This window comes from Bacillus sp. FSL W8-0102 (genome assembly GCF_038007225.1).
GTDB lineage: Bacteria > Bacillota > Bacilli > Bacillales > DSM-4216 > Bacillus_O > Bacillus_O smithii.
Genome location: NZ_JBBOWT010000001.1, coordinates 199,389 through 222,000, shown reverse-complemented (window position 1 = coordinate 222,000; position 22,612 = coordinate 199,389). Strand labels below are relative to the sequence as shown.

Below are 22,612 nucleotides of genomic sequence, written 5' to 3'. Positions count from 1 at the left end.
TGGTCCTGCCCTCCCATTTTGCGATGAACGTTTTTCGCCTGATCTACGCTTCCTACCCTTCTGCCCACTCAGTTACGTTTCTTAATTCCTGTTTGCCTTATTTCTTTATTTTCGAATTTTGCCGGCAGTGCTTTCATAAAGTCTTCATCATTTATTTTCAAAGCACGTAATAAGATGATCATATACACATCTCGTTTCCATTGGTATGACCTCTCAAGATTATCTATTTTCCATGTTTTCAAGACTCAGTGGACTTCGTTTGGAACACTAAACGTCACACTTGCCATCCCTTTCATTTAACAAAATGTTTTGTTGAGGGAGGGGGAGACATTTTGGGGCTGATAAAGAAAAAGAAAAAACGGAATACACCCCCATTTCTTCTTGAAATCAATGAGGAGTTAAAGAAAAAGGGCAAAGGTTTCAAAATGGCCGCGGTAAATGAATCTGATTTAACGATAGAGGAAAGAAAACTCATCCAACAAATACTCATCCAAACCGAAATCAAAAATCAAAACAATATCACCAGAACGAAAAGCTACTTGGATGTTTATTTGCGTCATCCGGAAATTCATTGGGCGTTTTTGGGACATATGGTTTCCAGAAACGGCGGTTGGAATATGACTGACTTAAAAGGTGATCTCTTGTCCCATTTATTAACGGAACAGGAACAACAATTTTTCTTTTCCTTTTTGGAACGTGGAAATTGGCTTATTTTTCAAGATATATACCCGCAGTTTTTGCTTTATGAAGAAAGCATAAAAAGAAAAAAACCGCTTTTTTCCCTTCTCCCTTTTTTTCATGTCTCTACTTTTATGGAAACGATCTGGAACCACTTTTGGAAATATCGTGACCCTTATATTCTCGCCATTGCTCTTGTCATAAATGAACAAAGCTACTTAGAAAAGCGAGTCATTCAAAATGCTCTTTTTCAAAAAAACGTCTTTCATACAATAGAGTTTAAGCTTCAAGATTTTCTTCGATTAAACCATATTTTGTTTCCTTACTATAAAGAAAATGAGAAACGAAGTATCGGTCTTATGGGGCAAACATTGCAACGTTTCGATTCCCTTCATGAACGGATTTTATTAGGAAAACGGTTATATTCCTTGCTTTTTTATAATAAAGAGGGGGTAGACACATTCATTCGTTGGGCCGTTTCTTGCCCTCACACTGGATCTCGCAAAGATTACTGGCCCCACCTATTTCATGACGTTCGTGAATCGATTCCGGGCCGGCCCTATCGACGCCGTATGAAAAACGGCCAAATACAAAAAGGGGTCCCTCGAATCTATAGTCCAAGATTAGAGTACGCATGGAAAAACGTTTCACATGAGAAAGCAGACATTGGAGATTGGTTCCATGACTGGACGATTACGGATTATTTCAACAAGCTAGATGAAGAAATAAACGGGGAGATTGCCGATGAATATTGTGAAACGATCGAAAAAATGGAACTTGCGGTTATCGCGAAAAAAGCCATTTTCCGTTAAAAGCAAAACCATTGCTGCCTATATTTTGACCGCTTTGTTCGCCTCATGGATAGGAACTTATTTGGATCTTTATTTTGTCGGAAACGAGTGGTACAGCTTTCCGTTAAGACCCTATTCAGCCATTTTCACCATCAACATTGTATTTACTCTTATCGGCTTGCCCATTTTCACCTTTTGTTTTCTATATTTTATGGAAAAGTTAAACATTTGGAAAAAAGGGGCTTTTATCATCATGGCAAGTCTAGCAATGTCATTTGTTGAAAAACAATCAGAAGCATTCGGGTGGTTTGTTCATCATAATCAATGGAAACATTCCTATTCTTTTTTTGGATATGGTCTTTTTATGATCATCGTATGGAAGTTCTTTCGATGGATGAATTCAATCATGAGTTAAATAATAAAATGTCTTTTCAAGAATAATGGTTTTGTGGCTCTCTTCCGCATGTAATCTTTATAACAGTACACTATTAGAAAAGGTTTGCAGTCGAGAGCCGTGGACATGAATTTTGCTTTAATAAAATTTGAGTGCGGATTAGCGACGTTTCCGTCCTCCGACTCATTCTTTATCCTGGCGTCCAGTCAAGATATCTATACTTTGGATGCATTTGTAGTAATTCTGATACGGTCACAAATTTATATCCTCTTTTTTGAAGTTCCGGTAAAATTTTTTTTAGTGCTTCAATCGTTTGACGACGGTCTCCGCCGTTATCATGAAATAAGACAATATCCCCATTTCGGGCGTTAGATAAAACCTTTTTTACAATATTATGAACGCCCGGTTTTTTCCAATCATACGTATCTTGATGCCATGACCACATCACAACCGTATAACCTTCTTGGTTCGAAACATTAATAATGGTTTCATTATAATAACCTCCTGGCGGGCGAAACAATTTAGGAGAATATCCAGTCAGTTGCGTAATCGTTTGTTTTGTTTTTCTTAATTCATTTCTAATTTCTTCCTCGTTCAGCCCCCTAGAAACGGAATGATGGTATGTATGGTTCGCTAATTCATGTCCTTCCAAAATTTCTCGTTTCACTACATCAGGATGAGCTTTTACACAGGTCCCCACCACAAAAAAGGTTGCTTTAGCATGATATTGTTTTAAAATATCCAGAATTTGCGGAGTATATTTTGAACTAGGTCCATCATCGAATGTCAATGCAATGACTTTCTGTTTGGTCGGTATTTCCCAAATGGCTTTTCCGTGTTCTTCATAAAACTTTCGGCCTCTATTCAAATCGTTCGCTTTTACGAAAACTGTACAAATAAACGACAGAGCAACCGAACAACCTATGATCAAGATACACCATAGGACGAACTTTTTGTTGATCATCAAGCAACAACACCTTTTGTGTAAATTCGTTGTTTAGGTTAGGATGTTTCAAAATCATGTCTGCAAGAATGATTCTTCCATTGTTATTTTTCACATCCATTCAAATGGAAAAAATTCAAGCGCCGTTTACATACGATGCCAACAAAGAATGGAACTCTCTCCCAATTCACATCTGTCAAAAGCGGAGCAATATCTATGGACCCTTCAACAAGAAACGTTGAACAGAAGGGAGTTAAAACAAACGAAATAACATCGGACAGCAACATACGTTTCATGGAAAACAAAAGGGATGATATCAGGTTTTACACTTTTAGATAATAGAAACGTTCTTTCGTTCGCTATTCACATCACGCATCTTTTACTCATTTTTCGTCTCCCTTATTTTGTCCAGATGATTAATTTTTATCGAAAACAGATTATGCCAAAGCAACTGGACAAACATTGTTGACTACATTGACAGAAGTGCATTTCATTAATGAGTCATTTTTATTCCATTCCTTTATTCAAACAGTTTTTTTTGAGAGAGAGGTGGTTTCCCCTGACCTTTACATCAGAAAGAACCAGAGCCGGTTTTGCTCTGGTTCTTCGACTTTCATCCATCTTATATAATCTTGTTAAAATCCGCTCTGCATCCCTTCTCAAACGGGTGTAGACAAGAGATCCTTCAGCTGGGCATCGATGTAATTTTTGTCTTCTTCAAAAAATCCCATCATGGTGAAGTGTCCCCACAAGCTGGGAATGACTCGCAGTTCGCTGTTAGGAATCATCTCTTGTTCGGCTTTGCAGTCTCGGACAGGGAAGAACATGTCTTCTTCAAACGGCATAACATATACTTTCGCTTGAATCCGTTCCAAAGCCGCTTTCAAGTCTCCGCCGGTGTTGCGGCTCACATCTCCCCGCTGCCATTTCCATGCCATACACAGCAAGTTGTTTGGATCCATCGGCAAAAACCAATTATCCCAGTATCCCACCAAAAAGTCGTCCAAAGAGGAGAAGCCGAGACGACGCCACTGTTCCTGCTTGTAAAACTCGGTACATAGCCCCATCACTGCCCAAATTCGGGAGTGGCGGCGCAAACCACGGTGGACTTGTTGATGATCTTCATACCATCCGTCTTGAAATGCAGGGTCAGAAGTGATTGCCTCGATTAAAGTTTCGGTAAAAAGAAAATCGTGAGGTGTATTTTTAGCCGTCCCGCCAATCGGAGCCGCTCGCTTCACCATTTCCGGATACCGCACCGCCCATTCATAGGTCTGCTGAGCCCCCATGGACCAACCGACCACCAACTGCAAAGTGTTGATTCCGAATTTTTCGGTGACCAGTTTATGTTGAGCCCGGACATCATCGCTGATCCTCACCTTGGGAAAAGCCCCTCGGCCAAATGGAAACGGAGTATTGTGAGGTGAACTGGATAAACCATTGCCAAGCTGATTCGGTAGAATAATGAAGTATTTGCTTGGATCTAACGCCATCCCCTCTCCGATATAAATTTCCATCGCCTTGTGGGTTCCGGAATACATGTGGGGAAACAGGATCGCATTATCCTTCGCTTCATTCAGCTTGCCGAACGTTTTGTAGGCCAATTTACAGTCTCGAATAGTGCCTCCTTCTTCCAACTGAAAGTCTCCCAGTTCAAAGATTTCATAATCACCGTGAACTTCATGAGTATAATAAGCGTTTTCAATCGTTTTCAAAAGTAACGCCCCCTTTGTTTATTCAATATAAACAAGAAATGTTGCTGGAAAACCGTGAAAAATTTTAGTTGTTTCATAGATGAAAAGATATATGTCTCCCTTTCAATGAGCATGAAGAACAACAGCCCACTAAACCTTTGTGAAGATGTCATTCTACTGTTTCTATTTTCATTGATGAAACTTCAGTTTTCCGGAACTACAAATGAAGTATTTACTGAACAAATAACAAATCCGGTTCGCTTAAATATTTTTTCAGTTCATTTAAAGCTTTTTGAGCTAAAACGCCGTCGATCAGTCGATGGTCGTAGCTGAGGGACAAAGCCATCATCGAAGCAATGTCAATCGAATCATGAACTACGATCGGTTTTTTCTCCATTCTGCCAATGCCTAAAATACATGATTCCGGATGATTGATAATTGGAGTAAACCAAGAACCGTCTACCGATCCGATATTGGATATTGTGCAAGTGGCTCCTGTCATTTCATCGGCTTTGATCGATCCATCTCTTGCTTTTTTCGCAAGTTCTTGGATCTCTTTGGCGATTTGAAACAACGACTTTTTGTCTGCATGTCGAATGACCGGAACGACAAGACCATGATCGGTGTCCGCTGCAAAACCGATATGGTATTCATCCTTCAAAATGATTTCATCGCGTTCATCGTCCAACGAAGCATTAAGCATCGGATATTTTTTAAGAACGGCCGTTAATGCTTTAACTGTGTAAGCTAAATACGTCAATTTGATGCCTTCTTCTTCCGCAAACGGTTTTACCCTTTGGCGGTGAGACACAAGCTTTGTGACATCGGCCTCGTCGAAATGAGTAACATGCGGGATGACGGATTTCGAATGAACCATGGCTTTTGCGATCACTTTTCGTATGCCGGAAAGCGGTATTCTTTGCTGGCCTTGCGGGATGGCTTCCTCTTTCGTTGTTTCCTTGCCGGCCGCCGCTTCCTGTTCCGCCTCTGCCTGTTGTAATTTTCGATTGGCTAAGACCGCTTCAATATCACTTTTTATGATTCTTCCGTTTGGCCCGCTCGGAGTCACTTCCTCAAGGTTCACATTGTGTTCTCTGGCAAATTTGCGTACAGACGGAGCCGCGATAAAGAATCGGTTGGACGGCTTTTCATCGGTGCTTTTTTGTACTGCGTTCCTAATATCTTCTTCCGTGACTTTACCGTTCGGACCGGTGGGCGTGACAAGACGCCAATCCACCCCAAGTTCTTTCGCCAACTTTTTGACGCGCGGGGTCGCTTTTTTCTCTACATGAACGTCTTGTAGAGACTTTTGCTGTTCCTCTGTTGAATCATCAGACTGAACCGTTTCCTCGACGGTTTCAATGATGGCCAATATATCCCCGATGGCGGCAGTGTCTCCTCTTTTTTTCCTGATTTCTTTTATGATCCCCGACTCCGGAGCTTGAATTTCCGAAACGGCTTTTTCGGTTTGAACTTCCACGATCGTATCGTCTTTTTTGACTTCATCCCCTTCTGAAACATGCCAAAAGGTGATCAAACTTTCATCATGAGTATCGGATAGTCGAGGCAATTGAACTGAGATTGACATGGTTACCTCCTGTATGGAAAATCCATTTTATTCATTTACTAGCTTGATGGCTTCGTGAAAAATTTTATCGGCATTCGGCAAAACAAATTGTTCAAGTGGACGGCTGTATGGAATCGGCACATCCGGAACGGCCAATCTTTTGACAGGTGCATCCAAATCATATAAACCGTCTTCTGCCGCAATGGCTGCAATTTCTGAAGTCATGCCGTATGATAAATAATCTTCATCAACGACCAATAAGCGATGTGTCTTTTTAATCGACTGAAGAATCGTTTCGCGATCTAAAGGTACGAGCGAACGCAAATCGATGACTTCTGCCTGAATTCCTTGCTGCTCCAACTTTTTCGCTGCTTCTAAAGCGTGATGAACCGTCATTTGAATGCCCACAATTGTGATGTCGGTTCCTTCTCTTACCACTTTGGCTTTGCCGATCGGAACTGTATACGCTTCTTCCGGGACATGTCCGACGGATGCGTCCAATTGATCCATCCAGCCCAGTCCTTGCAATGTTTTATGAAACATAAAGACGACCGGATTATCGTCCCGGATGGCGGAAATCATCAAGCCTTTCAAGTCATACGGAGTCGAAGGCGCCACCACTTTCATTCCCGGCAGATGGGCAAAAGTGGCGTATAATGTTTGGGAATGCTGAGCAGCATCGTTGTATCCTCCGCCGACACCGGTCATCAGCACCATCGGAAGCTTGATTCGACCGCCTGACATATACGGAATTTTGGCCATATGGTTATAAATTTGGTCCATACAAACACCAAAGAAATCGACGAACATTAATTCAACGATCGGCCGCATTCCATCTGCAGCAGCTCCAACGGCCGCTCCGATAAAAGCGGTTTCAGAAATCGGTGTATCCATGATTCTTTCAGGACCAAACTTTTGAAATAATCCTTCCGTTGCTCCAAATATCCCTCCGTATGCGCCCACGTCCTCTCCCATCACAAACACGTTCGGATCTCTTTCCAACTCTAACCGAATCGCTTCTGCCACTGCTTTATTTCCTGATAACAAACGCTGTTTTGTTTTTTGCATTTTGGACCGCTCCTTTCTTTTCATCATTAGACAAATAAGTCTTTTAAAGCATCTTCCGGTTCAGGATATTTACTTTCACGCGCGAACTGATAAGCAGCATCGACTTCTTGCTTCGCTCTTTGTTCCAATTCCGCCAGCTGCATGTCTTCTATTCCGTGTTCTGTCAATAAGATGGAGCGCATTCGGACAATCGGATCTTTTTCCCTCAGTAAAGTCACTTCGTTTTTATCTCTGTAAACTTCAGGATCTCCTTGGAAATGTCCTAAATAACGGTACGTTTCAATTTCAATGATGGCTGGTTCTCCATTTTTTCTTGCTTTTTCTACCACCTCTTTTGACACTTTATACATTTCGATCGGATCATTCTCTTCCACATAATATCCCTGAATTCCATAAGCGGCGGCTCTTATAGCGTTGGAGGAGACGGATGTGGATGATGACTTTGGAACAGAAATTCCGTATTGATTGTTTTCAATGACAACAATAAGAGGCAAATTCCACAATGCCGCCATATTTAATGACTCATGAAAAGCCCCTTGGTTGGCAGCTCCTTCCCCAATAAAAGCCACCGCTACGGAATCCGTTCCTTTTTTCTTCGCTGCAAGGGCCGCCCCCAATGCATGTGGAATGCCGGCGCCTACAATTCCTCCGCAAGAAAATTTCACATTCGGATCAAATAAATGCATGTGTCCGCCTTTGCCTTTTCCGAGCCCAGTCGCTTTTCCAAAAATTTCAGCTGTCATTCTGTTCAAATCAACCCCTTTTGCGATGGCATGATGATGCGGACGATGTGGAGACGAAACAGTGTCTTCTTTTGTTAAATGAATACATATACCAACTGCGGCCGGTTCCTGCCCTGTTGCCAGATGCATTTCACCCGGTACAGGCCCTGCACCGATATTAAAGACAGGATTTTTTCCTTCGGCATAAGCTTCTGCCATTTTGTCCTCGTAATAACGAATCTTGTACATCGTTTCATACATCCAAATAAGATGTTCCCTGGAAATCGTCAACTTGCTCTCCTCCTTTGCGGAAATAAAACGCTTTCATTGGTTGATAGTGCAATAAATGTGCCAAAAAATAAGAAAAAAACCGCATATTGTCGAAAAATCAGAATTATTTTATTATATAAGTTGAATTAAAGATTTACAACTGAACACACAAACGATCGATCGTTTGTTCTGGTTTCTGGTTGATTCGCTGAATAAAGGCTTGGACATTCTTTCTAATTTCTTGCACACTCGAATAGAACACGTTGTAAATCACGTCTGATTTCAGCCATTTCCATAGCCCTTCAATCAAGTTCAATTGCGGACTGTATGGTGGCAAAAAGACGAGCTCTAACCAATCTTCGTGTTCTTTTAAAAATGGCTGAATGAGTTTGGCATGGTGAATTCGAGCGTTATCTAAAATCATCACTATTTTGCCTGTGGGATAGCGTTCTAACACAAGTTGAAGAAATCGAAGAAATGTTTCCGCGTCATAGCGTTCTTCTTCGATGCAAAACACTTCCCCTGTTTCGTAGTTCAACGTGCCAATCAGCTTCAGCCCTTGATGTTTTCCAAACGTCGGAATGATTCGTTGTTTTCCTTTGACAAACCATGTTTTTTGAATCGCTTGGTAATCACGAATCATCGACTCATCTTGAAAGAGGACATGGGCGATGTTCCCATCTACCAGTTTTTTTTACTTCAGGGAAGGTGATTTCGACGAATTCTTTTTGTTTCTCTTCATCGGCATTGGCTAGTGTATAGGTCGGTTTCGTATAGCTTAGCCCTAACCGATGCAGAATGTCAATTGTTCCGCGAAGCGTGTATGTTGGCCCCCACTTTTGTTGAATGAGTTCAGCGATTATCGCAAGCGTCCAATTATATTTTGCTTCGAATCCCACATCTACGGGGAGCTGATGTTCAATGATCAAAGCCAGCTCTTTTTCCTGCTCAGGGGTCAATCGACGTGGGGCGCCAGGTGAGTATTTCATCTCCAGTCCATCAAGACCGCGCTGGGCGTAGGCATGAATATAGTTATAAATAGTTTTCTTGGATCGACCAATAATCGTTGCGATTTCTCCTTTGGTATATCCCTGCAAATGAAGATAAATCGCTTGGTAGCGTTCATATGCTCGTTTACTTTTTGCTTCTTTCATGGCAGTGGACAACTTTTCGATCTCGTCTTTGTGATTTGGCATCATATTTTCTCTCCGTTCCCCTATTTTCTCTTTGTATTTATTCGCCGTGGAACGGGAGAAAACCTTTATTTCAATTTACTGTAGTTGAGCAATTTTAATTACAATAATTACCATGTAAAAGAGACAAACAGGGTACCCCTTATGCCACGTGGAGCTGTTTTTTCACGGTATCAATGGGAATATTTTGTTTCGCTGCACGGTAAATGAACTCCACGAGGCTATGTCCTTTTCTCTTGCGCAGAAGATCGAGCCCATCAGAAAAATCGCTGTTCGACTCGAACATGCTGTACACGTAAGCAAGCTGCACCAAGATCCAGTAGCGTTTCACCGCCCGACGTCCGCGAACGCGGTATCCATCGAGTTTCAGCTGGTCTTTCGCTTGACGGAAAAAACATTCGATCGACCAACGCTGGGCATAGTAGCGCAAGATCTCTTCATCGCTTAGATCCCGGTCGGTGCTCAAGACGCAGTGAAGATGTTCCGATGTCATCGGCTGATCGGCTTTCCAAGCGAGCAGCACCACGGCATCATCGAGACCTTTGAGAGAGCCTTCGTAGCGATAAACCCGATAACGCTCTTCTCCCACCGTGACGAGGTGAGTGTCTTTCGGTTCGATGTAGCGGGCAAACTCCCTCACCTGAACCGCAATGCCTTTTGGATAAAGAAGCCGATTGGCCTTGAGCATTGCGATTACGTGGAATCCCTTTTTCAGACAAGCTTCCACGAGCGTTTGCGATGGATACCAAGAGTCCATCAGCACATAAACAGGACGGTGTACATCCAAAGAAGAAAGCATCTCGATCGCGAGTTCCCCCTTGCTTTTCCCAGCCGCCTTGTCGTAGAGGCGGAACGCAAAGGGAAAAGCCTGGGTCATCGTATGAACCATGAGCCAAACGAGAGAATGTCCCCAGATCGACTTTTTCTCTGTGTGAGAATAGTGCCAATCACACCCTTGAATGGCGTGCGTTGCCTGTGACGAAGGCTTGGTTTTTTGGCAAATCGTATCATCGATCGAAACAAAAAGGGGTTGATTCTCCTGTTTGGCGATGCGTTCGACACGACGAAGCATCCACTGTTGAAGTTTGCGAAGCAGCGTCTCTTCATCCCAAGGGCTTTTCGTGAAAAAATGGCTGAGTGTCGTGCGGTGGTTCGGATGAAAGCTCCAATGATGAAGATCGGTCAATGTTCCCGCAAATCCTTTGGTGGTCAGCGCATCCACGATATGAACGAGATGCTTCATGACAGGTTTTGAAAAATAAAGTGCCAACCCCAACATCGTGAAAAACTTGTGGATTCCTTGATGATGTGCTAATCTATTCATGAGACATGAACCTCCTTGTGAATAGTTTTGGTGACACATCTATTCTAATCAAGGAATCGGGTTCATGTCTCTTTTTTTGTTTGGTTGTAAATTTATGTTAGCGAATTTGCTCATCTATAGTTCAATTTATATATTTTTCCTAAAATAAGTGGAAACGATTTTTCCTTGATATTCGTTTTCACTCTTGTTTTTCAAAAAAAAGTGTTCCAAAATGGAACACTTTGTTGCAACATATTGAAACAATTTGATACAAAATGAAACAGTTGCTTTAATAAGTAATGTGAAATTTTTTCATTTGTCTGTAAAACGTGCTTCTGGAAATGCCTAAATGCTTGGCTGCTTTTGTGACATTTCCATGAAATAGGCATAACGCCTGAAGAATGGCCTGTTTTTTTATATCCTCTTTATGCATGAACGACTTTTCTTCTTTTTGCCCGGAAAACAGATGGAATACTTCCTCCGGCAAATCTTTTGCCGATAAAACCGGCTTTGTCTGTCGATTTAACGTTCTTTCTATAATATTTTGCAATTCTCGTATGTTCCCCGGCCAATCGTATTGAAGTAGTGCTTGCAAAAAATCCGGTCTGATGTCCGGAAACGGCTTGTTTAATTTTTTGCTCAGTTTATCAATAAAATGGCGGATCAGAAGCGGGATGTCCTCTTTTCTTTCTCGTAAAGGCGGCAAGGTGATGGGCATGACATGGAGCCGAAAAAATAAATCTTCTCTAAAGCTCCCCTTTTGGACTTCCTCGCGAAGATTTTTGTTCGTAGCGGCGATAATTCGGACATCTACCGGTATGACTTTATGGCCGCCGATCCGCATCACTTCTTTTTCTTGGATAACCCGTAAAAGAAGAACCTGCATTTCCAAAGACATTTCTCCTATTTCATCTAAAAACAGAGTGCCGCCGTCGGCCAGTTCAAACTTCCCCGCACTTCCTCCTTTTTTGGCCCCGGTAAAAGCACCGTCGACATAGCCAAATAATTCACTGCCCAGAAGATCACGGGGAATTCCGCCACAGTTGATGGCAATGAACGGTTTGTTTCTTCGATCACTTTCATGATGAATGGCTTGTGCGAACATTTCTTTCCCCGTTCCGCTTTCTCCCAATATTAAAACGTTTGAATCCGTCCTTGCCGCTAATTTCGCTTCTTGAACTTTTTGAATAAAAAGGGGATGCTGCCCAATAATATCATCGAATGTAATTTTGGCTTGATTTCCGGATAAATGATTCACAAATTGACGCACTTTATGAATTTCTTTCATCATGATCATCGAACCGATCCATTGTTTGTCTTTATAAATGGGGATTTTATCAACCATAACATGATAGTTTTTTCTTGATGGCCGGACTGCAACATGCAGTTCTTCATTTTGAAGATAGATGGGACCATTGGAAACGATCGTTTGATTTGTAAAAAGTTCTTGGATCTTTTTTCCTTCCAAACCGGATGGGTCAAGATTCAACAGTTTCTTCAGTTGTTCGTTCGCTTTAATAATGTTTCCTTCCGTGTCGGTGATAAGAATGCTTTCTTTCATATTGTTGGTGGTCGCTTCAAGAAATCTCTGCATCATAATATTTTTTTCCGCATTTTCATTCAATGCCATTTGATACTCTATCGCTTTAACCGCTGAAACGACCATTCCCAATGTGTGAGGATGCACTTTTTCATAAGGACCGGATACATTTAATACGCCGATAATATTGCCTTTCGAATCATGGATCGGCGCAGCGGAACAAGTCCAAGATTGACAAATTTCGGAATAATGTTCCTCTGCAACAATTTGAATGGGCTGATCCATGACAATGGATGTGCCAATCGCATTGGTGCCGACGGATTGTTCGCTCCAATCGGCTCCTTCCACAAAACCGATTTGTTCAGCCATTAACAACGTGTCCGGGTCACCGATCGATTTTAACAGCTGACCTTTTTCGTTGCAAAGGATGACTAAAAAGCCGGAACCCTTTACGATGGAATAAAGCCCTTCCATTAACGGCATGGCCCAATCAATAAGAGATTGATATCGTTCGATTTCGATTTTTTTGATAGGACCGAACGGTTGAAAAGGGTTGACTTTCCATTTTTTTGATCGAATCCATGACTCTTTCACTATGGGGGAAAGTTCTTCATCTAATGCATTTTCAAAAATAAAGCGCTTCCATATTTCTTTGACCCCTTCCCGCCGTATCTTCACCCGAAAACACCTCCGAAACTTTTAAAGAATGGGGACTGTCCATGAACCATCTGACGATTTCTTTTACTTCTTTAATCAAAATTCCTGTCAGCGTTTCGAACGTGCCGTGTAAATCATTTGTTTTTTATATTGTACCATTGAAAACATATTTCGTTAGAATTTTTCGAAAAAACAACAAAAAGAAGCATCATCTTCAGAAAAGATCAGTAAAAAACTGCCAATACCAACACTTAGAAAAAAGCTGACTCGGTTGGAGCCAGCCTTTTCGACCATATTCGAGATCTTTTTAGCAGTAGACTGCACAAATGAACGAGTACTTTCTCTTTTTATTTTCTTCCATATACTGTTATAATTTATTTGCCATATTTTTAAAAAGGCAACATGTCTTTGTAGATTACATAATAATCGAATATTTCAAAAATACAGGATGCTTATTCTCCGGAAATGTTTTTCGACCAAATGAAAAGAAAAAGCCATTTCCTAATACTTTCTCATTCAGAAAACACGATTCTCACGTTTTGCCCATACTTCTAACGTATTCTCAAAGAAATTTCGAGAAGTAAGACTATCCACTTCGGTCTACCTTCTGACCCGTCTTTTTACAGAAAAAAAAGATGGGAGATCATTTGACTACCCTTCCAAAGATCCCAATCTCAACATTTTTTCAAAATCATTCTTTTTTAAATGACAACCACTTTGTTGCGTCCCGTTTCTTTTGCTTGATACAAAGCCTGATCCGCTTTCTCCGTAAACTCTTTCAAGTCTTTCTCTTTGCTGTATTCTGAGACCCCCACACTGATCGTTACATATATCCGTTTGTCTTTATATACAAAATCCGTCTCTTCCACTGTCTTTCGAATACGCTCGGCGAGTTTAATGCCTTGTTCTAATGAACAATCCTGCAAAAAAATCAGAAACTCTTCTCCACCCGTTCGAACAAATATGTCAGATTCACGAATGATTTCCTTAACGACTCTACATACTTTTTTTAAGACCATATCTCCTGCATTGTGGCCAAATGTGTCGTTAATGGCTTTGAAATAGTCGATATCAAACAAGATCAACGTCATCGACTGTTCTTTGCTTTGAAACAAACTGCTCTTTTCCAAATTCAAATCTAAATATCTGCGATTATAAATTTTAGTGAGCGGGTCTGTTAATGCAAGATTTCCCAATTCCGCGATCATCTTTGCAGTTCTGATTTGAAAAAAAGAAGCCGTCATGAATATAATCCATTCCACTGCTCCTGTGATCATAAGATGAACCGCATCCCGAAATGAAGGTTGTACCCGATGAAATACAAATTCGGTTATCACCATCAAAATGAAGCTTGAAAATCCAACCGTTATGGCTGCTTTCCACGTTGGGCATAAGATGACGGTCGTAACAGCAGGGATCAAGATAAGCATCCATAACGATTCCAAAGACGAATAGTAATTCACCACCAAAACGATTGACAAAGACAACAAAATAAATGCATACATGAACTTTCGTTTTATCATTGTTCTTCCTTTAATCCAATTATTTTAAGCCCTTACCCTTTCTTTTATTAAAATTTTTGACTGTTTGGCATCGTCTTACAATAGTGACTGTCCGTAATGAACTTTCAATGATTTTGTAAAATGGTTCATTCCATTAGTAATTACTTTATTATTCCAGAAATTATTTTTTATACTTTGATCATTTTAAACCTATTGCTTCGATAAGAAAAGAAAAATTCTCTTGAGTTTTAGCGAAAATTAAAAAGAAGGGAGGCAAAAGAAGAAAAAATTCATCCATCATTTTACCCGTGACTTAATGAAGTCACGATCACAGAACAACTATAACCGTCTTTTCATTGGCGCCGTCATTTTCCCGCCCATCAAATTCAACTTCATATCCTTACACTTGCCCATTCATTAGACATCATTCCGACATTCTTCTCTTACATCATCTCTATGCTGTCCTTAAAAGAATTCTGATTGTTTTGGGACCAAAATAAATTGCACCCATACCATCATTTGAAATTCCATTTTTGATCAAGATATTTAAGAACAAAATCATGGGCGGATATGCCTAAATTCTAATCATTTCGACGTCATTCGACATGGCTTTTACATAAAATAGGCATCTCGTCCCTTCCCAGAAAATACTATTTATAGTATATCATAATTTATTTTGAATATCTATGGTATCTTGGGGAGCTTAATGATTAAAGCTACAGTTACCTAAGAGGTGGTAAAATATGAGTGAATTGCCAAGGATTATTGGAGAGCGGATTCGAACTTTTCGAAAAGAAAAAGGATTGAGCCAGGAAGAATTAGCTGATATAGCCAATCTACATGCTACATATATAGGACAATTGGAAAGAGGTGAAAAGAATGCCACTCTGGAAAGCATCGAAAAGGTTGCTAGGGCTCTGGAGATTTCTTTAGAAGACCTCTTTCGTTCAATCCACCCAAATCCTAACTCTCAAGAATACACACTGTCCCAAATCATCACTCGCTTACAAACACAGAGCATTGAAAATCAAAAAATCTTTCTCCATTTGCTGGAAGTATTGCTTGAATGGAAAAATCGATGAAAAGTCATTCAATTCATAAGTATTCTTGATGATGGCGGAAGTTTCCATTCCGCCCTTTTTTATTTCAAAAATGACTATTTACATTTCACGAGGCATGCTCGTTACGTATAACGTTCCCATGAAAATGTGGACGCTATAATTTGCCGCACAACCCACTTTGACCATGCCGGTATTTTTCATGATGATAACTGTTTTAGCATCAACGGAAACATTCGACAAAACTTGATCGAACCCCAAACAGCCAACATCATCCATATAAGAACAAACACCCCACCGACAAACCAGTTGGATGTTTTTTTCGATGGATTCTCGTTCCTCCTGCCACTTACCATCTTCCAACGCACCGCTTGCAATCATTTTTAACGCAGGAACGATTCCAATAGGAACGATGATCAGATCATCTGTATACTAAAATCGGAATGAATATCAGGTATCAAATAGCTAATACAGCACACGAAGTTCTCTCCTTATCCGTCTCGCACTCTTTTTCCATCTTTCTATCATTTTGCTTTCTTCCACCCTCTTCCCCGCCCAAAACTTGTTTAAAAAAATTCTGCATTCATTCTGTTGCTCTTATTTAAACATCCTGTTCCTTTCTCCCAGACCAATTTATTCAAAATTCCCTTTATACAACAAAACAGTGTAAATAATCCATTTTATTGCAACTAAACCGTCATTTAATGAAGCATTTGGAATAAAGAATAATCGTCTAAAATATATGTTTAAGTATATAAACGATTCCCTTACAAAAATGGGATGAGTTAAACCTTTTATTCTATTCCCCTTCCCCATTTTCCTGCAATAAAAAAAGATTGATCGGACGATTATCAAAACAGGTTCATATATTCAGAAATTCAATGACCGTTAACATTTAGAAGAAAGGTGGAAAAGTAAATTGAATATCATCGGTAAAAGCATTTACCGAAAAGAAGCCCTGGATAAAGTTTCAGGAAAAGCAAAATATACAGCGGATGAACAATCAACGGACATGTTGCATGTCAAAATGGTGATCAGTCCTTATGGCCACGCAAAAATAGAAAAAATTGATACGTCAGAAGCTCAAAAAGTGCCAGGTGTTCGAGCCATTCTAACCGGATCTCCCGAACTTCCGCTTATTGGTGAAGAGATACAAGACCGTCCTCCCATTGCTGTTGGAAAAGTCCGTTACTACGGAGAACCGGTAGCCCTCGTCGTTGCCGATCATCCGGTTTTGGCCAAGCGAGCAGCGGATTTAATAAAAATAACCTATAAACCTCTTCCAGTAGTTAATTCCCCATCCGAGGCACTGAAAAGCGATGCGCCCCTTGTACACGAAAAACTCGATACTTATCAGCGAACACAAGGTGTTTATCCGGAACCAAATACGAATATCGCCAACCGAACCAAAATACGCAAAGGTAACATGGAAAAAGGCTGGCTGGAAAGCGATTTGATCGTTGAAGAAAATTTTTCATTTTCTCCATCCGATCATGCGGCGATGGAAACGAGATGTGCCATCGCTGAAATTCACCGTGACGGCTATGTGCATATCACTTCTTCCTCTCAAGCTCCCTTTATGATTAAAAAATGGATCAGCCGATATTTCAATATAGACCTCGGCAAAATTGTTGTAAATACTCCATTAGTAGGAGGGGCCTATGGCGGAAAAGCCTCTGTTCAATGGGAGATCCTGGCATTTCTAGCTTCTAAAGCCACAGGAGGCAGGCGGGTAAAACTCATTTATTCACGAGAAGAAGACATATTAACGGCCCCATGCCATATATAGGGCTCGATGCCCGGGTAAAGCTTGGCTGTACCCGAGACGGATTACTGAAAGCCGCGGAGATTGTTTATTTATTTGATGGCGGTGCTTATTCTGATAAATCAACGGATATCAGCAGGGCCGGTGCCGTTGACTGTACAGGTTCTTATCATATTGAAAATGTATGGTGCGACTCTTTGTGCATGTATACCAATCATCCTTACGCCACAGCCTTCAGAGGATTTAGCCATTCCGAGGTATTATTTGCTTTTGAACGAACCATGGACATTCTGGCGGAGAAACTCGGGATGGACCCGCTTGAGTTGCGTCTAAAAAACGCTATACTTCCCGGACATACAACACCCACTCAAGTCCTTCTTAATAACAGTAATCTAGGAAATTTGCCAAAATGCATTCACCGCCTAAAAGAATTAATAAATTGGGACGAAGGATCAATAGTAGAAATCGATGAACGAAAAGTTCGCGTGAAAGGTGTCAGCTGTATTTGGAAAACGTCTACCATCGACCCCGATGCCAGTTCGGGCGTTATTTTAACGTTCAATCGAGATGGAAGCATAAACCTCATTTCTGGTGTGGTGGAGATTGGAACAGGCACAAAGACGATCTTGGCTCAAATTCTTGCTGAACGCATGAAAATGAACATAGATCAAATTCATGTTCAAATGAAAGTCAATACACAAACGACTCCCGAACATTGGAAAACGGTTGCCAGCCGGGGGACATTTATGGCAGGGCGGGCAGTTTTGGCAGCGGCTGACGATGCCATCCGACAGCTAAAAGAGATCGCTTCCTGTGTTTTGAGATGTTCTGCTGAAGATCTTGAGGTTGGGTTTGGAAGAATATTTTTAAGAGATGATCCAAAAGTGGGCATTGATATAAAAGACGTGGCGTACGGCTATCAATATCCGAACGGAAATGCAATCGGAGGACAAGTGATCGGAAGAGGAAATTACATTTTAAGACATATGACTCATCTGGATCCTGATACGGGTGCAGGTCAGCCAGGTCCTGAATGGACGGTAGGGGCACAAGGAGTAGAAATTGAATTTGATAAAAAAGATTTTACCTATCGAGTGATCAAAGCGATTTCCGTGATTGATATCGGAAAAGTATTAAATGAAAAAGCAGCCAAAGGCCAAGTGATGGGCGCCATGAGCATGGGACTATCTTTTGCCGGCAGAGAAACATTTATTTTTGACCGCTATGGAAGAATTCAAAATTCTCAGCTTCGAACATATAGACACCGATTCATTACAGCGAAAATCCGGAATATATAGTGGATTTTGTAGAAACTCCTCAGCTTGATGCTCCATATGGTGCACGCGGCATTGGGGAACATGGAATATTAGGTATGCCGGCAGTGCTAGCCAACAGTTTATCCGTTGCCGCTGGAGTCCAGCTCAATCAATTGCCGCTTGTCCCTGAATTCATTTGGAGAAGAAAGAAAGGGGTACAAAATGATTTCGTTTGACTTTGAATACTATAAGCCCTCCACGCTTAACGAAGCGGTTCAATTATTTTATACATTACAAATTCAAAAAAAGAGGCCGATCTACTTTTCAGGGGGAACGGAGATTATTACCCTCGGCAGATTGAATCTCGTCACTCCCGGAGCAGTGATCGACATTCATGACATTCCTGAATGCAAGGTGCTGCAGGTGGACAAACACCATCTTGTGATGGGAGCTGCACTCACTTTAACCGAAATAGAAAAAGCGAATGTGTTTCCATTGTTGAGCAAAACAGCCAGTGAAGTGGCTGATCATACAGCACGAAACAAGATTACTTTAGGAGGAAATATTTGCGGGAAAATTTTTTATCGTGAAGCGGTTTTGCCTTTTCTGCTAACGAATAGCCAAGTAGTGATTGCAGGTCCATCCGGAATAAAGCGTGTTCCTATACAAGATGTTTTTTACAAACAACTTCGCTTGCAAACAGGAGAGTTCTTAGTGCAAATCGTCACCAACCGGAATGATCTTTCTGTACCATCTGTCAGTATAAAAAAACGAAGGCAATGGGATACCGGCTATCCACTTGTGACCATTGCAGCGATGAAAACGAAAGAAGGTATACGGACAGCTTTTAGCGGATTATGTCCCTTTCCTTTTCGATCTAAACAAATAGAGGATGATGTGAACTACCCTCCACTTACCACCCTTTCGGGTTGCTTGAAGTGGGGGCTTCTCGGGTAATCCTGTCTCATGACAGGAAATTGACCGAGCTAACCCTCCTGTTCCGGGAGTTTGTATTTTCATGCTAATTCTAACAAGCGCAATCCTTCATTTTTGATATTGATTGCTGAATTGTGATCACGATCTAATACAATGCCGCAAGTACATTTATATACACGTTCAGATAATGGCATTTCTTTTTCATTCAAACACAACTACCTCTCGAAACAAGAATCGAGCATGCCATTCATCATCTGCCAACCCCCATTCTTAATGATACAGAGGGGTCATCGGAATATCGGATATTCGTTTTCAAAAATACACTTCAAGAAATATTCACCGCGCTGGAGGGGGAGGAGCATGCACAATGATCATATGTTTCAAATAAGCGCTACTTTAGATGTGAATGGAGAAAAAAGAATGGCCACTTTTAGACCCGCGGATACACTGCTATATGTTCTTCGAAGCCGATTAGGATTAACCGGTGCAAAACCTGGATGTCTAAACGGAGATTGCGGGGCTTGTACGATTAATGTAGATGATATGCCAATGAAATCTTGTCTTATGCTGGCCATTGAGGCTGTTGGCAAAAAAATGACAACGATTGAAGGATTAGACGGCACGCCTATACAAAAGGCATTTATTGAAAAATTTGCTTTTCAATGCGGATACTGTACACCAGGATTTATTATGAATTGTCATGCGTTAATAAAGCAGCACCCAGATGCAACCGATGAAATGATAAAAGAATGGCTTGAATCCAATATATGCAGATGTACAGGCTATCAAGAAATAGAAGAAGCCGTGAAGTCCGTTTTGGCCAGTTATCGAAGCGGTTCATAATGAAAAAGTCTATCCGGCTGAAATCGACCCACACTAAATTCCTCCATAAAAAACATGTATCCAAAACACGATACATGTTTTTATTCGATGAAAAAGTCTATTCCCTTATCATTTCATTCTCACTTTTTCATGATAAGCATGAAAAAAACAGTAAGCCAGCCGATTTTACAAAATTTATCTGTTTGTTTAATTGCCCCACCTTCCATCCTAATATAGCCAAATAGATTCATTGAATGATACAGCACGAAAAAGACCCTTATGCTTTATGCAACGTCTGCTTTTATGATTTCAGATGATCTCCAATGATTTTTCCCAATGCTTCTTCGGCTGCCATTTTTTCTACAGGATTGCTTGAAGTTTGTTGTATTTCATAAAGTACCTTAATAGATTTTTCTTCCAATAAAGAAGCATTCAATAAAGCCAACGACCAGCTTGCCCAAAAGGAGCCCCTCTTATCAGAGGACTTTAAATAATCCATTAACGGTTGGATGCTATCATCGCCAATTCTCACTAATGCTAAGGCGGCAGCCATGCGCATCTGCTCATTTTGTTCATTCAACAACTCCAGCAATACAGGGATCGCCTGTACAGCCTCCTTTTCCATTTCCCCCAATACTACGACTGCCATCACACGAATGGATTCTTCGCTCTCCTCAATAGCTTTCATCAAATAGGGAAGAGCTTCCTTTCCTTTTCGCTTCAAATTTTTAATGGCACCAAAGGCCTCCGCAACGTTTTTGCTTCCTAATTGTTCAATCATTTGTTTGTTCTGATCTTCAGGTACCATCGATCAACCTCCCATTGTACTTTTTCGCATTGTAATAAGTTTCAATAAAAAAATTCAGGCTTATGATTAATTTTGACATCAGTAACGCAATACCTTTTAATTGTTTATCTTCTTTGAGGAAAACAATTCATTAAAGGATGTACAAACCATATTTGATTAACAGTATTGAAAGACGCAGCTTTTTTATTGTAAAAATATCCTATTAAAAATTGGCAATCTCATGTGAAAAGTACCGCACTCATAGATAAATCCGGTTCATTGCTAAGCTAAATAAAGAGGGAGCTGCACAGCTTCTTTTTGTATTTTTTGTTAATATATTGTAAATATTTGGTTTTTTGTATTTACTATTCTTAATTTTCGCAATAAACTTAAATTGATCCTAATATTTGAAGGAGGAGACAATTATGGGAAAAATTAGAAACGAAAAGTTGAACAAATCCGTTTTCGGAGGCCATGAAACAGTGCGTGTAGCGGCAGTACAAGCCCCCAAATTGTATTCAACAAAAAATCTATTGAAGTGGCTTGTCAAAGAATCAAAGAAGCGGGAGGAAATGGAGCGAAATTAGTGGCGTTCTCAGAAACTTATATTCCCGTCTTTCCCGCCTATTACAAAGCCGGTTACGCCAGCCAAATAGATGAATGGGCTGAGTGGAATATTGCACTTCAAAACAACTCTGTCGCCATACCAAGTGAAGACACTGAAATAATCGGAAGAGCTTGTCGCGAAGCAGGAGTCTATTGTGTAATGGGAGTGAACGAAATAGATGACACGGATGGAGCACGCACATTATATAATTGTCAAATCCTTTTTGGTCCTGACGGTTCCATATTAGGACGTCACCGTAAATTAATGCCTACTTTAATGAACGTCTATACCACGGTCTAGGAGACGGCAGTGATCTCAATGTGTATCAAACGGATATTGGACGAATCGGTTCTCTTATTTGCTGGGAACATCACACTATTTTAGTAAGAGCAGCCCAAATGTTGATGGGGGAAGAGTTCCATATCGCCAATTGGCCTGGAACTTGGACGTTTGGACAAAAGACAAGCAGCGGTGAAAGAAAAGGCCGAATTTTCCATACTACAACGGAACCTGGAGATCCATGTGATTTGCAGTTTGCCATTCGAGAATACGCTTTTGAATCGGGAAGTTTTGTTATTAGCGTAGCTGGTTTGTTAAGAGAACAAGATTTCGAACCTGAACATAGACATTTTATTGATAGTCCAGAGATGGATTTTAGTTGGGCTGTGGGCGGAGCTGCGATTGTCAATCCATTTGGTGAATATATCGCTGGACCCGTTTATAACGACGATACGATTGTTTACGCCGATTGCCACGCGAATGAAATTAAGGCAGCAAAAGTAGTATTTGACGGATTAGGCCACTATTCAAGACCAGATGCGGTTCAAATATTGCTGCATGACAATGAACAAAACAATCTTCTCCGCAGCTCAAGAGGACTTACCTATCAAAATTTAAAAAATATTTCAGAAAGCACAGAAGTACCGCTTGAAAAACTAGAAAAAGTTCTTGAAAAGATTGAATCCACATTAAGTAAACCGAAAACAAAAGTAACTGTTTAAATCGTTCCAAAAAATAAGCAACCTAATCTGCGAGTGAAAAGATCCAAATATTCTGTTT

Annotated in this window: 19 protein-coding genes and 2 pseudogenes; 9 read left to right on the top strand and 12 right to left on the bottom strand. The window is 40.7% G+C overall.

Annotated features, from left to right (window positions below; genetic code table 11):
• Positions 1 to 332: 332 nt before the first annotated feature.
• Entirely contained in the window at positions 333 to 1,490 is a 1,158-nt protein-coding gene (locus N1I87_RS01160) for a DUF2515 domain-containing protein (protein ID WP_412677254.1), read from the top strand.
• Positions 1,423 to 1,884 carry a CBO0543 family protein gene (locus tag N1I87_RS01155; RefSeq protein WP_270584067.1) on the top strand — a complete coding sequence of 154 codons (462 nt, stop codon included), beginning with the start codon at positions 1,423 to 1,425 and terminating at the stop codon, positions 1,882 to 1,884. The genes N1I87_RS01160 and N1I87_RS01155 overlap by 68 nt, the downstream gene beginning before the upstream one ends.
• Before the next feature lie 169 nt (positions 1,885 to 2,053).
• Here the strand turns inward: N1I87_RS01155 and N1I87_RS01150 are convergent, their stop codons facing one another.
• The 9 genes from N1I87_RS01150 to N1I87_RS01110 all read right to left on the bottom strand — a co-directional run bounded on the left by N1I87_RS01150 (position 2,054) and on the right by N1I87_RS01110 (position 14,343).
• Entirely contained in the window at positions 2,054 to 2,827 is a 774-nt protein-coding gene (locus N1I87_RS01150; protein ID WP_341100269.1) for a polysaccharide deacetylase family protein, read from the bottom strand.
• Positions 2,828 to 3,465: 638 nt separating this feature from the next.
• Positions 3,466 to 4,521, bottom strand: coding sequence for an alpha/beta fold hydrolase (locus N1I87_RS01145; protein ID WP_341100267.1), 1,056 nt, complete (start codon positions 4,519 to 4,521; stop codon positions 3,466 to 3,468).
• A gap of 211 nt (positions 4,522 to 4,732) precedes the next feature.
• Positions 4,733 to 6,088, bottom strand: a complete 1,356-nt coding sequence (locus N1I87_RS01140) for a dihydrolipoamide acetyltransferase family protein (RefSeq protein WP_341100266.1) — start codon at positions 6,086 to 6,088, stop codon at positions 4,733 to 4,735.
• Between the two features lie 27 nt (positions 6,089 to 6,115).
• Positions 6,116 to 7,135: an alpha-ketoacid dehydrogenase subunit beta gene (locus tag N1I87_RS01135; RefSeq protein ID WP_327796749.1), complete on the bottom strand. Its 1,020-nt coding sequence runs from the start codon at positions 7,133 to 7,135 to the stop codon at positions 6,116 to 6,118.
• A gap of 26 nt (positions 7,136 to 7,161) precedes the next feature.
• Positions 7,162 to 8,148 carry a thiamine pyrophosphate-dependent dehydrogenase E1 component subunit alpha gene (locus tag N1I87_RS01130; RefSeq protein ID WP_048622434.1) on the bottom strand — a complete coding sequence of 329 codons (987 nt, stop codon included), beginning with the start codon at positions 8,146 to 8,148 and terminating at the stop codon, positions 7,162 to 7,164.
• A gap of 133 nt (positions 8,149 to 8,281) precedes the next feature.
• Positions 8,282 to 9,326, bottom strand: a protein-coding gene (locus N1I87_RS01125) for an IS630-like element ISBs2 family transposase (protein ID WP_341100260.1) whose coding sequence is annotated in 2 segments (ribosomal slippage) — positions 8,282 to 8,821 and positions 8,823 to 9,326 — 1,044 coding nt in all. Because the reading frame shifts where the segments join, the coding sequence is not laid out codon by codon here.
• A 136-nt stretch (positions 9,327 to 9,462) separates the two neighbouring features.
• Positions 9,463 to 10,644 carry an IS701 family transposase gene (locus N1I87_RS01120; RefSeq protein ID WP_040037972.1) on the bottom strand — a complete coding sequence of 394 codons (1,182 nt, stop codon included), beginning with the start codon at positions 10,642 to 10,644 and terminating at the stop codon, positions 9,463 to 9,465.
• A 268-nt stretch (positions 10,645 to 10,912) separates the two neighbouring features.
• The gene (locus tag N1I87_RS01115; RefSeq protein WP_341100258.1) at positions 10,913 to 12,841 is read right to left on the bottom strand and encodes a sigma-54-dependent Fis family transcriptional regulator; all 1,929 of its coding nucleotides are present in this window, start codon (positions 12,839 to 12,841) and stop codon (positions 10,913 to 10,915) included.
• Positions 12,842 to 13,521: 680 nt separating this feature from the next.
• Positions 13,522 to 14,343, bottom strand: a complete 822-nt coding sequence (locus N1I87_RS01110; RefSeq protein ID WP_270584485.1) for a GGDEF domain-containing protein — start codon at positions 14,341 to 14,343, stop codon at positions 13,522 to 13,524.
• A gap of 722 nt (positions 14,344 to 15,065) precedes the next feature.
• On the opposite strand from N1I87_RS01110, the gene N1I87_RS01105 reads away from it, so the two are divergent.
• Positions 15,066 to 15,404 carry a helix-turn-helix domain-containing protein gene (locus N1I87_RS01105; protein WP_340396810.1) on the top strand — a complete coding sequence of 113 codons (339 nt, stop codon included), beginning with the start codon at positions 15,066 to 15,068 and terminating at the stop codon, positions 15,402 to 15,404.
• 78 nt (positions 15,405 to 15,482) lie between these two features.
• Here the strand turns inward: N1I87_RS01105 and N1I87_RS01100 are convergent, their stop codons facing one another.
• Entirely contained in the window at positions 15,483 to 15,743 is a 261-nt protein-coding gene (locus N1I87_RS01100) for a hypothetical protein (RefSeq protein WP_341100257.1), read from the bottom strand.
• A 556-nt stretch (positions 15,744 to 16,299) separates the two neighbouring features.
• Here N1I87_RS01100 and N1I87_RS01095 point away from each other — a divergent pair.
• Both N1I87_RS01095 and N1I87_RS01090 read left to right on the top strand, forming a co-directional pair.
• A pseudogene (locus tag N1I87_RS01095) lies at positions 16,300 to 18,637 on the top strand (xanthine dehydrogenase family protein molybdopterin-binding subunit).
• On the top strand, positions 18,624 to 19,358 hold the full coding sequence (locus tag N1I87_RS01090; protein ID WP_341100255.1) for an FAD binding domain-containing protein: 735 nt from the start codon (positions 18,624 to 18,626) through the stop codon (positions 19,356 to 19,358). The pseudogene N1I87_RS01095 and the gene N1I87_RS01090 overlap by 14 nt, the downstream one beginning before the upstream one ends.
• 59 nt (positions 19,359 to 19,417) lie before the next feature.
• On the opposite strand, the pseudogene N1I87_RS01085 reads toward N1I87_RS01090, so the two are convergent.
• Positions 19,418 to 19,549 (bottom strand): annotated as a pseudogene (locus N1I87_RS01085) (zinc ribbon domain-containing protein); the annotation flags it as partial.
• A 148-nt stretch (positions 19,550 to 19,697) separates the two neighbouring features.
• On the opposite strand from N1I87_RS01085, the gene N1I87_RS01080 reads away from it, so the two are divergent.
• Positions 19,698 to 20,180 carry a (2Fe-2S)-binding protein gene (locus N1I87_RS01080; protein WP_341100254.1) on the top strand — a complete coding sequence of 161 codons (483 nt, stop codon included), beginning with the start codon at positions 19,698 to 19,700 and terminating at the stop codon, positions 20,178 to 20,180.
• Positions 20,181 to 20,460: 280 nt separating this feature from the next.
• Here N1I87_RS01080 and N1I87_RS01075 read toward each other — a convergent pair whose 3' ends face one another.
• The gene (locus N1I87_RS01075; protein ID WP_327825004.1) at positions 20,461 to 20,967 is read right to left on the bottom strand and encodes a HEAT repeat domain-containing protein; all 507 of its coding nucleotides are present in this window, start codon (positions 20,965 to 20,967) and stop codon (positions 20,461 to 20,463) included.
• 404 nt (positions 20,968 to 21,371) lie between these two features.
• Here N1I87_RS01075 and N1I87_RS01070 point away from each other — a divergent pair, with 404 nt between their 5' ends.
• From N1I87_RS01070 to N1I87_RS01060, 3 genes are read left to right on the top strand one after another with little or no spacing between them, the layout of a single operon-like run.
• Positions 21,372 to 21,533: a hypothetical protein gene (locus N1I87_RS01070; protein ID WP_341100251.1), complete on the top strand. Its 162-nt coding sequence runs from the start codon at positions 21,372 to 21,374 to the stop codon at positions 21,531 to 21,533.
• A complete protein-coding gene (locus N1I87_RS01065) occupies positions 21,533 to 21,853 on the top strand; it encodes a nitrilase-related carbon-nitrogen hydrolase (RefSeq protein WP_341100250.1) in 321 nt (106 codons plus the stop codon). The genes N1I87_RS01070 and N1I87_RS01065 overlap by 1 nt, the downstream gene beginning before the upstream one ends.
• A gap of 20 nt (positions 21,854 to 21,873) precedes the next feature.
• A complete protein-coding gene (locus N1I87_RS01060) occupies positions 21,874 to 22,554 on the top strand; it encodes a nitrilase-related carbon-nitrogen hydrolase (RefSeq protein WP_341100248.1) in 681 nt (226 codons plus the stop codon).
• Positions 22,555 to 22,612 lie beyond the last annotated feature (58 nt).